Genomic DNA, 14,550 nt, shown 5'->3' on the forward strand with positions numbered 1-14,550 from the left:
CATGGGCCGGATTGCCGAAGATAGAATTGTGTCACGCGTGACCGGCGCCGCCTACGAGCCGATGACGATCGATAATCGCGTCTGCGACGATGTCTGGTGGCACAACATCTCTTTCGACGAGGAATCCGGGCGCGGCAGCTACCTGATGCTCTTGGCTCCGGGGGCCAGCAGTTGGCCGCACGAACATGTCGGGATGGAGGAATTCTACGTTCTCGAAGGCGAACTCGTGGATTTTGATGGCCATATCTATGCCGCAGGCGATTTCGTCTGTTTACGGGCAGGGTCACGCCACTCCTCCATCTCGCCTTCGGGATGCAAGCTGATCGTCACCCATCACGGGCGGACCCGCAAACTAAACGACAATGAATGGACTGCAGAAACATGAATATCCTCCCGGTATTCCCAACCCCGTACGAGCGGGCCGGCGTTGTCACGCCGGGCTTGCCGATCCTGCCGCATGGTGTCGAGCGACACCCGGTGCCCGGCGGCGGCAGCCGCGCGGTACAGATTCGCAAGGGCGATCAGATCACCGTACAGGACCGCGAAGGGCTTCAGCCGGTAGAACTGGTTTTCTTTGCGCCCGACGGGACCTCTGACGCCGGGATGATCGGCGCGACGGGCGGGCGTGATCCGCAGGGTTTGAAGGCCGCATTGTCGGGCGATGCCTCGGGTGCGCGGGTCATGCGCGCGCTGGACACCGCAGGTTTCGACATCGGAAAGGCCGACGGCGCCATTGTCTTTCCCGAAGGTTCCAATCCCGGCGACTATGCCAGTTTCGTTGCCTCTCGAGACGGGCTTCTGATCGTCTGTGCCCCCGGCGGTGCGATGGAGCCGCACGAGCAATGGGCACCGACCGAAGTGGTGCTCTATGTTCGCCGTGCTAATCCGGGCAAGCAGAAGGACGGGCTTGTCCCGCCGGACCCGCTCGCCGATCCGCTGGCCGATCTGAACATCCAGCCGGGCGAGGCCAGGCCCTTTGAGGTCAAGGCCGGGCAATACATCCAGATCCTCGATGTCCAGGGCCGCGAATGTTCCGACTTTCAGGCATTCTCTCTGCGCGCGCTCGACAATGGGCTGGAGCGGGAAATAGATCCGACCACGACGCGTTCGCTGATGGGGTCGCTCTATCCGCAGCCGGGACTCTTCAGCAAGTATTTCTCCTCTGATCAGGAGCCTCTGGTCGAGATCGTACAGGATACGGTCGGGCGTCATGACACCTTTGGGCTGGCCTGTACCGCGCGCTACTACGAAGACCTTGGGTATCCCGGTCACGTGAACTGTTCCGACAACATCAACCGCGAACTGGGTGCGTTTGGTGTCCGGCCGCGCGGCGGTTGGCCAGCAATCAACTTCTTTTTCAATACGTTGCTGGACGATACTAATGCGATCGGCATGGACGATCCCTATTCCCGGCCCGGCGATTACGTGATGCTGCGCGCGTTGACCGATCTGGTCTGCGTCTCGACCGCCTGTCCCTGTGATGTGGATCCGGCGAATGGATGGAACCCGTCCGACATCCAGGTCCGGGTGTACGGCGAAACAGAAGATTTCAAGCGCTCGATAGGTTGGCGCAAGACCCCGGAGGCTGACGTGGAAGAAACCAAGAAGACCGGATTTTACGAGTGTTTTGCACGCCACACTCGCGAATTCGTCGAATACGCGGGCTACTGGCTGCCCAACCAGATGACCAATTACGGCGCGATCGCCGAGTATTGGGCGGCGCGCGAGAAAGCCGTGGTGATGGACCTGTCGCCCTTGCGCAAATACGAGGTCACCGGCCCGGACGCCGAAGAATTGATGCAGGTCTGCGTGACTCGCAACATCAAGAAGCTGGCCGTCGGCGGCATTGTCTATACGGCGATGTGTTACGACCACGGCGGCATGATCGACGATGGCACCGTCTATCGTCTTGGCGAAACCAACTTCCGCTGGATCGGTGGCAACGACCAATCCGGCCTTTGGCTGCGCAAGCAGGCGCAGGAACGCGGGTTGAATGCCTGGGTGCGGTCCTCGACCGATCATCACTGCAACATCGCCGTGCAGGGGCCGCTGTCGCGCGATATCCTGAAGCAGGTAATCTGGACACCGCCACAACAGGCCACGGTCGAGGAACTGCCATGGTTCCGCCTGTCCATTGCCCGGATCGGTGATTTCCACGGGCCTTCGGTCGTGGTCAGCCGCACCGGCTATTCAGGTGAGTTGGGTTATGAGGTGTTCTGCCATCCCAAGGACGCCGAAAAGGTGTTCGATGCGATCTGGGAGGTCGGCGCGCCGGTGGGGATGATCCCGCTCGGGCTTGCCGCGCTCGACATGTTGCGCATCGAGGCCGGGCTGATCTTTGCCGGCTCGGAGTTCGACGATCAGACCGACCCGATGGAGGCAGGGATCGGCTTTGCCGTGCCGCTGAAGTCCAAAGAGGATGACTTTATCGGTCGCAAGGCGTTGGAACAGCGCAAGGCAAACCCACAGAAGAAACTGGTGGGGCTCGACCTGGACGGCGGCATTGTCCCGACACCGGGAGATTGCGTGCATTTCGGCAAGCCGCAGGTGGGCATTGTGACATCTGCCGTGAAATCCCCGATTCTGGGCAAGGTCATTGCCTTGGCTCGGGTCGATGTGACCCATTCCGAGATTGGCACAGCACTCGAGATCGGTCGGCTCGACGGCGATCAGAAACGTCTCAAAGCGACGGTTGTCCGTTTCCCGCATTTTGATCCGACAAAGGAACGGGTGAAGGGCAACTACTGAACACCGGCGCGATCAACGAGGAACCTGAGCTTTGGGACGACGGCATATGTTGCCCTCCCGAGGCCGTGCGCCTGATTTCTGCGCCAGATAGAACCGGACCAAGAGCTTTCGCAATGGCACCGGGGTTTCTCATGCTTGTCGTAAAATTCAATCGGTCCTCAAAACCATATCTCCAAAACCTGAACGAAAACACGATACGCCCGGTCGAAAGTTGACGTAGGGTACGCCGTAGGCCACGATCAACCGGGTATCCTCGGCGACCGAGTATCGGACTTGATCGGCCGGATGATCGTATTGGAGGACAGGCCATGGCACTAGGCACGACGACCAAGGGTACGAAGGGTCGATTGGCTGACATGACCTCTGGTCAGATCGAGTTTCTCGAAAAGTTCATTCTCGGTGGCAAGAAAGTCGAAGACCTGACTGCCAAGACCGTCAAAAAAATCGACAAGGCCGAAAAGCAGAAAATCAAGGATTACGATGAGTACGCCAAAAAAGCCAAGAGCCTGAAGGACGACATCGAAGGCACAATCGACATTGATCAGGGCCGGCCGGACGTCCTTGTTGGCCTGAATGACGCGAGGGAACTTGCGGAGAAAGGCAATCTTGTCGAGGCGCTTGAACTTCTGAACGCTCTTGGTGAGTTTGCCAAGAGCGCCAAAGCCGCAAAAGCCAAGCGCGAGAAGGCGAGAAAGGAACTTGAACAAAAGCAGAAGAAGGCCCGCGAAACGAAGGCCAAGAACGAACAAAAGGTCTTCAAGGAACTCGGCAAGGAGGTCGCAAAGGAACATGACGACCAGATGTCCGAGCACGCCGAAGCGCTGAAAAAGCTGGAAAACAGCGAGGCCAAGAAACGCGTATACGAAACCATTGGAAAACTTGCCGACTCCAGATTCAAGGCCGTCTCGGACTTTAGGAGTTTGACGGAAAAGGCATTGATCAAGTTTGCCGACCTGCCGCCAAAGGCGGTGCAAGTGCCCGAGCAGGGACAATACGAGCGCGAATTCGATATCCTGAGCAAGCGTGCCCTGGGGCAAGTCAAGCCGGCAGAGGCAGTGGACTCTCTCGATGAAACCGACCCCGACTATGCCACGGGGCTGCAGGACATCAGAGACGAAATGAAAAAGATCGATGACGAGGCCGAAAACCTGTCACGACAGGCCGGCATCTTTTTCAAGGACCACAAGGACAAGATTGACGACATTGTAGAGAGCGTGCGTCAGGCGTTGATTGCCCAGCAAGACGAAGCCCAGGCCCAATTGGTTGCTGATGAAGTTGCAAACGCGAAGGCGCTGATCCAGTCGTTGATCAGCTGGGGCAATCCTGGCGCGAATGATCTGAAGGATGACCTGGCCGCAATCGAAAGTGAGGGCGATCCGAGAAAACGGCTCGTCCTGCTCATGGATTTCAAGGTCCTGCTCAATGCCGAATCCGCGAAACGCTATGGCGACTACGAAAAAGACTATCAGGTTGTGACCCGGCGCTACGCCAAGCTGAAACAGAGGTTCCAGGAGTCCTATCTCGATATGGCGTTGATGTCGGGTTTGGCCGAATTTGCGCAGCCTGCAATCGACCAGTTGCTCTTGGCCAGTAATGTTATGCAAAGTCGGCAGCCGAACAAGAAAAACATCGACATGGCCAACAAGGTCCTCGACGGGGCCCAGAAAATGATCGAGGAACTCGAAGACTTCTTTGCCTACGAGCAACGCATCCAGGCGCTCCGTTCCGAGATCAAGAAGGGGTTGGGGGTCAAGGATCACCGCAAGGCTTGTCCGGCCCTGCATGCCGAGTTGAAAGACGCTTTTTCCGAGTTGGACAAGCAATGGCCAAAGATCGGCATGTCGGCCGCCGAAAAGGCCTACAAGGCGCTCAGGGACAAGATTCTGACCGGACCAGACAGTTTTGCCCAGATTGCGGCCAAGATCGTCGCATGGCGGGCCGCGAAAAAGACTCAGTGTGCCGAGATCGAGAAGCTCCGCAAAAGCCTCGACAAGAAAGTTCAGGACCTGTCCTCGAACAAGAAAAAGAAGACCAGGTTCGCAGGCGATGCGCTTAGCACGTTTGAAACGATCAAACGCTCCATGGAAGACGAGAAATGCGATCGCGATCAGGTCGATAAGGACATCGAGAAGCTGCTGACCAAGCTGAAACTATGGACGGCCGTCGATACCAGCGAGACCAAGAAGTCCGGGGTGGTTTATGACGACAAGGGCGAACTCAGCGCCCAGAGTTCGGAGAGTTCCAAGGTGAAAATGGCCGATCAGGTCGTGATCCGCGAATTGATGGCCGATCAGGCCAAGGGCTTGTCGAAAGATGCGGCGCTGAAGGAACGCAGGGAGAAGGTCAAGGCGTTGATCAAGCAATGCCAAGAAGACCTCTCGGTTGCCAAGGGGATCGTCAAATCAAAGAAGGGGAAGTCTGATCTCAAGGATGTCCAAAAGCAGATCAGCCAGGCCAAGAAGCTCTACAAATCCGAAGTCATGGATGATGCACAGGCGATGCTCATGATTTGTCAGGAGGACATCTTGCGGGCCATGCAGGGGCTTGACCTGCGGTCGTTCAAGAAAATCCCGGAGACATGGGACAAGCAGTTTGGCGTGCTCAAGAAAGCGGTGGGCGACCTCGAAAACGCCATCGTGGGTGCGACCAAGAAAGAGGACGAAAAGAAACTGGCCGAAGATGTGACGAAGGCATTGGCCGAGGCCATGAAGAAGATCGATGGCGAAGTGTTCAGATCGGCACTGAAAACCTTTGACAAGGGCGACCATTTGCGGGCGCGTGAAGAGATGCTGCGCGGTGCCCGTCTGATCCGGGTAATTCTGGACAAGGATCCCCGGTTGCAAAACGCCGATGGGGCTACGCCGTTTGGCCCGGGGCTCAGTCTGGATGCCGCGCGTTCCATGCTTGATGACATCGAGCGCAAAGCAGTCGTGCAGACCTGATCAGACAGAAAGAGACCAAAGCCATGCCAAACGATGCCTTCAACATCAGTGAACGGAAATGGGTTGCAGATTTCGGTCTGGCCATCAGTGCGGCGAAAACAGCCGAGGTCAGCATTGAGAAACGCAAGACCGGACAAGACCTCGCGGCCAGTCTGATTGCGGGGAAGGGCGACACGATCCGCGAGGGCCTGACCTTCGAGATCGAGATGATTCCGGACGGCGTCGTCGGAAAGTTCAAGGCCGCCTTTGGCAAGGTCGACACGATGAAGTCGATCGACAAGAACAAAGGCCCGCTGGGAGAGATCGACACCTGGCATGATGTTCCGGGCTCCAAAGCCTTGAGCAAGGAGGAACTGGACGGAATCGGCGAAGCCTATGATCAGATCATCGATGTTCAGAACGAGATGAAGGAATTGACCGACGGTGATGGTTACCCGATCTACAAGGCCCTGAGCAAAGACGAGATTGAAGCGAAATTTGTCGCCGACAAGAAGAAACTGGAAGAAGACCTCGCCGGTGACGAAGAGGCGCTGAAAGAGGCCCTTGACGACCTCGAAGCCCGCAAGATCGACAAGCTGTTCGGCTATGACGAAGAAGCGGAAAAGCTCGAGGCGGAACGTCGCCTGTCAGAAGATCTCTGGGAGCCGATGAAGCGCGAGGGTATCGTTCCCGAGAACATGATCCCCACCGCCTATTCCGAAGCCGCGCGGATTGGGGCAGGGGCGATGGAGGCCTACAAGAAGCGTCTCGAAGAATACACCAGCAACCAGACAAAGATGGGCCAGCTTCTTGCCGATCTCGGTCCGGGTTTCCAGATCGGGCAGGATCTCCTGGGCGCGACGGCCAGTGCCGCGGGAGGGTTGGTCGGCATTGACGGTATCGGGGATACGCCAAAGCAAGTGGCGCAATTCGCCACAATGCTCAAGATCACCACCGCGTCGGTGCAGACCGGAGCCGAAAAGATCGTCAAGCACCAGGACATTCTGGGGGCCGCCGAAGCTGCAATTCCGGCCCTGACCTCGATCGTGTCGGCCGCCGCCGGCAAGGAAATGGGCGCGATGGTGACCGCCATAGTCTCCACATCGGTCAAGGGTGCGAAAGTCGGCGAAAAGCTGGCCAAGAAGGATTATGCCGGTGCCGCCGAAGCGCTCGGATCGGCAATCGGCTCCGGTATGGGTGCATCCGGAGATCCCGGGCTGACCGCTATCGGCGGGTACTTGTCCAAGGGTGTCTCTGGCATCGGTTCCTCCAAGCGGGTCATGGATGCCGTCAGAAAGGAACCGTTCGACCCGAAAAATGTCATCGGCGCATTCCAGGTCGAATTGACCGCCCAGTTCAATTCGGTCGAAAAGATCGTTGCGGCAGAGATCGAAAAGGGCATCGGAGAGGCCATTGACAAGAATGTCTCGGACCCCGGGGAACGGAAAAAGCTGCATGAGCTTCTGAACAAGAAGGGCGCAAAGATGGCTGGCGACGAGGCGGTCATCGCAAGCATGGGTGATATGGGTCGGATCATCGACAGTATCGTCAATGATCCGATCCGCAAGGCCGCCACCGAACAGATCAAGAAGAACGCCGAGGAAGAACGCAAGCGGCTCGAAGAGATGGCCGAACAGGATCCGGAAGGCTTTGCGGAACTGCTTCCGGTCGACGAGGAAAGCTACGAGCGCGCCCAAAAGCTCAAACAGGGATCGGTCAACAATATCGACAAGTTGATGGCCATGGTTCGTCGCGACCAGATGATTTTTGACATGGCCAAGAAGATCGCCACCGGAACAACCGGGATGATTGCGGCCTTTGTCCCGGCGGCGGGCATTGCACCGGTGGCCACGCAATTGATGTTCTCGATCACCGAAGCGGTGCAGCGGGCCCGGCATGTCGACAAATGGCGCCGCAATCTGCGTGATGCGAAAAACGCCCAGTCAATCTTGGCCGATGCTGCCTATTCCGAGTTCTATCAGCAGGTCAGCCAACAGGTGGAACTGGATATCAAGGTTGGTCTGCTGGCCGTTCAGTTGTTGGCAAAGGCGGTGGAAACGGCGGCACTTGCCTCGGGTATGGGGGCACCGGCCGCCGCCGCAGGAGCCGCCGTCGCGGGGGCTGCGGCGGCAGGTCAGGGGTTGCTGTCCGTTGCCGTCACGGTCAAGACGACAGCGGAGATGGCCCAGGCGTGGAGCCTTTACAAGAAGGCCAAACCAGAGGACCGCAAGTCTGTCAGAGAAGCAATCCGTGCCAATCCGACGCTGGCGAAATATGCGATGGCTTATGGTGCGGTGACCGACAAGAACAAGGTGGCGGTGATTTGCCTGAAACGGTGCGGGTTGAATGAGAAAACACTCGCCAACCCAACGACCAATGTCAGCAAAGTCGTAGAATATCTCGAAACGGTGTATCGTGACGATCCCACCATTCTGCGGGCAATCGCAACGCCGAAGAAATGGCACCCCGGCGAGGTCGAACTGACAGCGATCAGTTACTCCAAATTCTGTATGACCGCGTTCACCAAGGCCGATCCGCCGGTGCGCAGAGACGAAGACAATACGGTCATCAACGCAAAATTGATGGTGATCGATGCCTTGCCTGATGGCTTGATCAACGTATTTGGCGAGAATTACATGATCAAGGATACCGACAAAAAAGAGGATGTAGAAAAGGCACAGGATGCTGCCGGTGCCGTTGTCGAGGCAATCAAGAAATACCATCCGAAAGACCCTGACGGTGCCGACCACAAGGAAATGCTCGATTACCTCGAAGCCCTTTCTGCAAAGGCGGAACTCGCGGAGAAAGCGGCCAAATCCGTCGTGGAAGCAATTGGTGCAGATTAGGGGCCAGAGTTCATGACCAGAACATGACGACTGCAGCCAGAGCACATGCTGATACACACGGCATCGTCACCACGGCACCTCCAGGCCTGCCCAATCAAAGAACCCGCCGGTATGCTCAGGTCCGATACTGTCAATCACGCGTAACAGGTTCTCGGCGGCGACCTCTGGCCCGACCTTCTTGTGGGCGGGATAGTTGCCGGTAAAGGGAGTTGCGACCGTTCCGGGATGCAGGGCGACAACTGCCGCGTCCCGGTGGCTGCGGCCAATCTCGATCGCGGCGGTGCGCACGATCTGATTGGTTGCCGCCTTGGAGGCGCGATATGAGTACCAGCCGCCCAGCCTGTTGTCGCCGATCGATCCGACACGCGCTGTCAAAACCGCCACAATCGAGCGACCCTTTCGAGGCAGCAGCCGGGGAACATGCCGCAGGATGAGCGCCGGTCCGATGCTGTTCACGGCCAGCACCTCGGCCATCCGCGCGGCGTCGATCCGGTCAAGTGACTTCTCCGGGCCGGATCCCCGCGGCGCCAGAATGCCTGTCGCGATAAGGATCAGGTCAAACGGGCCGCTCACTGCACCAATAACACGATCAACCGAGGCCGGATCGGTCACATCCAGCCCATCTCCTCTTCGGGACAATCCCGTGACCTCGACACTGCGAACGCCCAGTATGCGGGCGATTGCGCCGCCGACCCCGCCCGACGCACCGATGACAAGCGCTCTTTGCATGAGATCGACCTCCCTGTGCCCGAGACGGAGATAGCGCGTGTCGCGCGAAAGGAAATGCCCGATGATCCGTGCGATTGGTTCAGACGGAGCACCTGTCCCTGACGCATCTGAACGCGCGAGGACGATACAACGCGAGTTGCGACCCAGGCACCAATCCATCTTTCCTCACATCCGTGAATTGGAGCACAGACCTCTGATCAGTCGTCCTATCTGCGTTCAGCATATCCTTGAGTGCGCGCCGTTCACGCAAATTCAGTTCCGTGTGGCCCAGGTTCGTTATCTCTACTACTCAGCAAGATAGGGGATTTGTCGCAACCCACAATAGAATGTGCCCGGCTACATCCTAAGATCCTGTAAGCAAAATTATGTTAAATAATGTTGAGACTCGGCTTGCATGGACCCAGATGCTCAAGCATTGATCAGAGCGCTCATACCGCGGCGGGTTTTCTTTGTTTTTTGGTATCCAGCCTGCCGAGTGCCACCCATGCATCGTGTTGGGATAGAAACACCTTACCGTTCAGATCATTGACCAGGTGGGCTCTTTTCAGGCGATCCATAACCGGACCTTTCACCTCGGACAGGTGCAGGCCGACACCCATATCTGTCAGGCGCTGATTGATAGCCTCGAGACTCTCCAGGGCGGAGAAATCGACATCATTGACGGCGGAGAACATGAGCACGACATTGCGGATATCACGACCCTCTGCAACGCGTCTCTGAATCAGGTCCTCAAGGAAACGGGCGTTCACAAAATACAGGCTTTCGTCGATCCGGAGTGTCACCAACGACGGATCGGTTTCGACCTCGTGACGGCGGATGTTGCGAAAATGCTCTGTCCCCGGCACGCGCCCGACCTCGGCCACATGAGGGCGTGACGTCTTGTGAAGATGCAAGAGTACGGAGACGACGACGCCGCTCGCCACGCCAACCTCGACCCCAAGCGCCAGCGTCAGCAGGATTGTGGCAACAACAGCAATGAAATCCGCGCGCGCATAGCCCCAAGTCTTCTTGAGGATGGACAAATCAATCAGGCTCAGGACGGCGACGATGATCGTCGCTGCAAGCGTCGCTTTTGGCAGGTAAAACACCAAGGGCGTCAACGCCACGGCTGCGATGGCCAGACCCACGGCGGTGTAGGCCCCTGCCGCTGGTGTCTCTGCACCTGCATCATAGTTCACGACAGATCGCGAGAAACCGCCGGTGACGGGATAACCGCCGGTGAAGGCCGCACCGACGTTGGCCGCGCCCAGCCCGATAAGCTCTTGATTTGGGTCGATGCGCTGGCGCTTCTTGGCCGCAAGCGTTTGTGCAACGGAGACCGATTCCACAAAGCCAATCACGGAGATCAGGATCGCCGGCACGAGCAGGGCCTGGACCAGCTCGCCCGAGAGACCGGGTACCGTCAGGGGGGGCAGGCTCTGAGGCACCGTGCCGACGATCTTGACCCCGAATGCGTTCAGCCCGAGCCCCCAGACCGCGAGTGTCGTTCCAACAACTGCCGCGACGGGGCCGGCCTTGGTGGCGATATCGGCCACCTTCGGCGACGCGCCCAACCGTTTCAAAAGGGGTTTCAATCCCTTGCGGACCCAGAAGAGAAAAGCCACGGTCAACGCTCCGATCGCCATCGTGATGATGTTGACCTCGTCCAGATGTGCAAGGATCGACACGATCATCTCGGGCAGCGTGTGGCCATCGGCGCCGACGCCCAGAACATGCTTGAGCTGGCTGGTCGCAATCAGGATGCCGGAGGCGGTGATGAATCCCGCGATGACCGAATGGCTCAGAAAGTTTGCCAGAAAGCCGAGGCGCAAGACACCCAAGAGCATGAGAAACCCACCTGACAGAAAAGCCAGAGTCAGGGCGGCTGCGGCATAGCCTGCTGTCCCCTGCTCTGCGATTTGACCAATGGCGGATGCCGTCAGCAGCGACACCACCGCAACCGGTCCGACCGCCAGCGCGCGGCTGGTGCCAAAGATCGCATAGAGCATGATCGGCGCGATCGAGGCGTAGATGCCCGCCTCCGGCGGCAAGCCCGCCAACAGCGCATAGGCAAGCGACTGTGGGATCAGCATGATCGTCACGATCACCGCCGCGATCAGATCGTTCGACAGGGCGGTTCTGTCGTAAGTGCGACCCCATTCAAGAACAGGCAGGTAGCGGCGAATGTCAGGCATGATCGGTCATTTCAATTGCGCGGAGAGACCAGTGCGGTTCCGTGCCGGAGTGGAATTAGTGGATTTGCAAGAAAGGCGGCGGCGCCTACTCGGCCGCAACCTTCAGTCTTTCGGGCTTGGCCATCCATTCCTTGCCGCGCAGCATCGCCAGCCAATAAATCGGCGGAAGCATCTTTTCCTTCAGGAACCATGCGGTGCGCGAAGGTTTGGTGCCGTCCAGCAAAAGAGGTGGGAAGCTTGGCTTCAGGACGCCTCCATAGCCGAATTCGGCCAATACGATCTTGCCGCGCTCGACCGTCAACGGGCAAGAGCCATAGCCATCATAGGCCGCTGTCGGGGACAGGCCCGCGATATCGGCCACGATGTTTTCGGCAACCGTCGGAGCCTGTTTGCGTGCAGCCGCTGCGGTCTTGGCGTTTGGCGCGTTCATCACGTCACCCAGAGACCAGATGTTGTCATGGCACTTGTGACGCAGGGTCGCCTGATCCACATCGACCCAGCCTGCGGCGTCTGCAAGCGGCGAAACCCGGATGAAATCCGGAGCGGACTGAGGCGGGCAGACATGCAACATGTCAAACTCGACCGTCACGTTTTCGGGCGTCGTGTCAGGCTGTGCGACCTTGAAGGTTGCCGTTCTGGACGGTCCATCGACAGCGATCAAGTTGTGAAAGAAATTCAGCGTAGCGTCGTATTTCTCGACATATTGCATCAGCGCCGGAACGTAATCCTTGACCCCGAAAAGGACACCGCCGGCATTCATGAACTGAATGTCGATATCCTCGAGAACAGCGCGCCGGAACCATGCATCGCCTGACAGGTACATCGCCTTTTGCGGAGCCCCTGCACATTTGATCGGCATCGGCGGCTGTGTGAACAGCGCACGGCCCGATTTCATGCCCTGAACCAACTGCCAGGTATAGGGCGCGAGATCATAGCGGTAGTTCGAGGTCACACCGTTGTGCCCCAGCGTCTCTTCGAGCCCTTCAACCGCCGCCCAGTCGAGCTTCAGGCCCGGTGTCACGACGAGGCGATCATATTTAACAACGCGGCACCCATCGAGGATGACGGCGTTGTTTCCCGGTTCAAAAGCGGCGACGGCGGCCTTGATCCACTTTACACCACGCGGAATGAGCGACCCCATGGTCTTTGCGGTATCACTGGCCTGGAAAATGCCGCCTCCGACCATGGTCCAACCCGGCTGGTAATAGTGAATGTCGGCCGGATCGATGATGGCAATGGAAAGGTCTGATGCGCGTGCTACCAGACTGGCCGCAACGGAAACCCCGCCCGCCCCCGCACCGACTATGACCACATCGTATTTGGCATCACCCGTGTCGGTCGGTGTCTTGCCCCCGTTTGCGATGCGTCGCGCAACACCGTTCATGTCATAGCCTACCGCCTTGGTGGCGGCGAGAATGTCGGCCATTGGCCGCTTTTTTGACTCGTGAAACGACCAAAGCGTCGCCGACCGTGTTCCGGTGCGGCAATAGGCCAGAACAGGCCGCGGCAGATCCTCCAGAGCAGTGCCGAATGCCTCGACATCCGTGTCCGCGACCATACCGCTTTGCACCGGCACATAGCGCGCTTCGATCCCTGCGGCCCTGGCGGCGGCTTCGATCTCGTCAAAAGTCGGCTGATCCGCCCCCTCGCCATCGGGTCGGTTGCAGATAATCGCGCTAATGCCCTCGGCCTTGATGGCGTTGATGTCATCCGGTTTAATCTGCGGGCTGACCGCGATCTTGGGTGAAATTCTCTTGAGGTCCATGTCTCTCTCCTTGGCGGCGATCAAAGTCCGTTGACCGGTACTTTGAGCATCGGATTGCCGTCCTCGTCGGTCGGCACCGTACCGGCCCGCATGTTGACCTGCAGCGACGGAATGATGAGCCTTGGCATGGCAAGCTGCGCGTCGCGTTCGGTGCGGAACTTGACGAACTCCTCCTTCGTCTTGCCGCCACCCACGTGGATATTGTGCGCCTTTTCATCGCCGACTGTGGTTTCCCACTGAATATCGCGTCCGTTGGGTCCGTAGTCATGGCACATGAACAGCCGCATTTCGTCCGGCAGGGTCAGGACCTTCTGGATGCTGTCATAGAGAACGCCCGCATCGCCTCCGGGAAAGTCCGCACGGGCAGAGCCGCCATCCGGCATAAACAGGGTGTCGCCGGCAAAGGCGGCATTGCCCATCACATGCACCATGCAGGCCGGCGTATGGCCGGGCGTATACATCGCAAAGGCCTGCATGTCGCCGACCTGATAGATATCGCCGTCCTCGAACAGCGCGTCAAACTGGCTGCCGTCACGCTGGAATTCGGTGCCTTCGTTGAATACCTTTCCGAAGGTGTCCTGCACCACCATGATCTTGGATCCGATGCCGATCTTGCCGCCCAATCTTTGCTGGATATAGGGCGCCGCACTCAGATGGTCGGCATGCACATGGGTTTCGATGATCCATTCCAGTTTGAGGCCCTGCGCCTCGATCTGACGGATTAACTCGTCTGCATGATCATAGGTGATACGCCCGGCGGCATAGTCGATATCCATGACGCTATCGACCACGGCACAGGCGTCAGAGGTCGGGTCCTTCACGATATAGCTGATCGTGTTGGTGGCCTCGTCAAAGAACGCCTGTACCTCCGGTTCGATGTCAATGTTCACGGGATAATCGGTCATGTTTTCCTCCAATAGAATGTCCAGTCGCGTCAGGTTGCGGCGTCTGCGCGTTTTGTCGGGGTCAAGAGGCGACGCAAGAAAAACCCGCCGACAACAGCTACAAGAAACAAGGCCACTTCCCAGCGTCCGGTTCCCAACGCCGGCAATGCGGCACCCGGGCAAAAGCCCGCGATGCCCCAGCCAATGCCGAAGAGTGCCGAGCCTCCAATGAGTTTGGAGTCAACCTCCGTGGACCCAGGCAATTGAAATCGCCTGCCGAATAAGGGCGCACTTCTGCGCCAGACAAGGCGGTATCCGATGAAGGTGACGATCACGGCACCGCCCATCACGAAGGCAAGGCTTGGGTCCCAGGTGCCCGCGACATCGAAGAAATTCAGCACCTTTGCGGGGTTCATCATGCCAGAGACAGCAATGCCGATGCCAAAGATCAGCCCGGTGAAGAGCGCGTAAACAAGTCTCATG

General features: G+C 58.2%; 9 protein-coding genes. 4 read left to right on the forward strand and 5 right to left on the reverse strand.

The window, feature by feature from the left end; genetic code table 11:
• Nucleotides 1-28 precede the first annotated feature (28 nt).
• The 4 genes from QO231_RS17130 to QO231_RS17145 all read left to right on the forward strand — a co-directional run bounded on the left by QO231_RS17130 (nt 29) and on the right by QO231_RS17145 (nt 8,515).
• Complete coding sequence (locus tag QO231_RS17130) at nt 29-385, forward strand: cupin domain-containing protein (RefSeq protein WP_316779140.1); 357 nt, start codon at nt 29-31, stop codon at nt 383-385.
• Nucleotides 382-2,748, forward strand: a complete 2,367-nt coding sequence (locus QO231_RS17135; protein WP_316779142.1) for a DUF1989 domain-containing protein — start codon at nt 382-384, stop codon at nt 2,746-2,748. Before QO231_RS17130 ends, QO231_RS17135 begins: the two co-directional genes overlap by 4 nt.
• A gap of 308 nt (nt 2,749-3,056) precedes the next feature.
• Complete coding sequence (locus QO231_RS17140) at nt 3,057-5,690, forward strand: hypothetical protein (protein WP_316779145.1); 2,634 nt, start codon at nt 3,057-3,059, stop codon at nt 5,688-5,690.
• A gap of 23 nt (nt 5,691-5,713) precedes the next feature.
• Nucleotides 5,714-8,515 carry a hypothetical protein gene (locus tag QO231_RS17145; RefSeq protein WP_316779147.1) on the forward strand — a complete coding sequence of 934 codons (2,802 nt, stop codon included), beginning with the start codon at nt 5,714-5,716 and terminating at the stop codon, nt 8,513-8,515.
• Between the two features lie 66 nt (nt 8,516-8,581).
• On the opposite strand, the gene QO231_RS17150 is transcribed toward QO231_RS17145, so the two are convergent.
• The 5 genes from QO231_RS17150 to QO231_RS17170 form a co-directional block, all read right to left on the reverse strand.
• On the reverse strand, nt 8,582-9,244 hold the full coding sequence (locus QO231_RS17150; RefSeq protein ID WP_316779149.1) for an SDR family NAD(P)-dependent oxidoreductase: 663 nt from the start codon (nt 9,242-9,244) through the stop codon (nt 8,582-8,584).
• Between the two features lie 428 nt (nt 9,245-9,672).
• On the reverse strand, nt 9,673-11,418 hold the full coding sequence (locus tag QO231_RS17155) for a SulP family inorganic anion transporter (RefSeq protein WP_316779152.1): 1,746 nt from the start codon (nt 11,416-11,418) through the stop codon (nt 9,673-9,675).
• Nucleotides 11,419-11,503: 85 nt separating this feature from the next.
• On the reverse strand, nt 11,504-13,183 hold the full coding sequence (locus QO231_RS17160) for a TIGR01244 family sulfur transferase (RefSeq protein ID WP_316779154.1): 1,680 nt from the start codon (nt 13,181-13,183) through the stop codon (nt 11,504-11,506).
• A 20-nt stretch (nt 13,184-13,203) separates the two neighbouring features.
• Complete coding sequence (locus QO231_RS17165; RefSeq protein ID WP_316779156.1) at nt 13,204-14,088, reverse strand: MBL fold metallo-hydrolase; 885 nt, start codon at nt 14,086-14,088, stop codon at nt 13,204-13,206.
• 29 nt (nt 14,089-14,117) lie between these two features.
• Nucleotides 14,118-14,549 (reverse strand): DUF6691 family protein, encoded by a 432-nt coding sequence (locus QO231_RS17170; protein ID WP_316779159.1) that lies wholly within the window; start codon nt 14,547-14,549, stop codon nt 14,118-14,120.
• Nucleotide 14,550 lies beyond the last annotated feature (1 nt).

The sequence above is a fragment of the Sedimentitalea todarodis genome (genome assembly GCF_032595355.1).
Taxonomy (GTDB): Bacteria; Pseudomonadota; Alphaproteobacteria; order Rhodobacterales; family Rhodobacteraceae; genus Sedimentitalea; species Sedimentitalea todarodis.

Bases quoted from the DNA above. Each gene is read 5' to 3' on its own strand.
- QO231_RS17140 (WP_316779145.1), top strand. From the start codon at position 3,057: ATGGCACTAGGCACGACGACCAAGGGTACGAAGGGTCGATTGGCTGAC.
- QO231_RS17150 (WP_316779149.1), bottom strand. From the start codon at position 9,244: ATGCAAAGAGCGCTTGTCATCGGTGCGTCGGGCGGGGTCGGCGGCGCA.
- QO231_RS17160 (WP_316779154.1), bottom strand. From the start codon at position 13,183: ATGGACCTCAAGAGAATTTCACCCAAGATCGCGGTCAGCCCGCAGATT.
- QO231_RS17170 (WP_316779159.1), bottom strand. From the start codon at position 14,549: ATGAGACTTGTTTACGCGCTCTTCACCGGGCTGATCTTTGGCATCGGC.
- QO231_RS17155 (WP_316779152.1), bottom strand. From the start codon at position 11,418: ATGCCTGACATTCGCCGCTACCTGCCTGTTCTTGAATGGGGTCGCACT.
- QO231_RS17135 (WP_316779142.1), top strand. From the start codon at position 382: ATGAATATCCTCCCGGTATTCCCAACCCCGTACGAGCGGGCCGGCGTT.
- QO231_RS17145 (WP_316779147.1), top strand. From the start codon at position 5,714: ATGCCAAACGATGCCTTCAACATCAGTGAACGGAAATGGGTTGCAGAT.
- QO231_RS17165 (WP_316779156.1), bottom strand. From the start codon at position 14,088: ATGACCGATTATCCCGTGAACATTGACATCGAACCGGAGGTACAGGCG.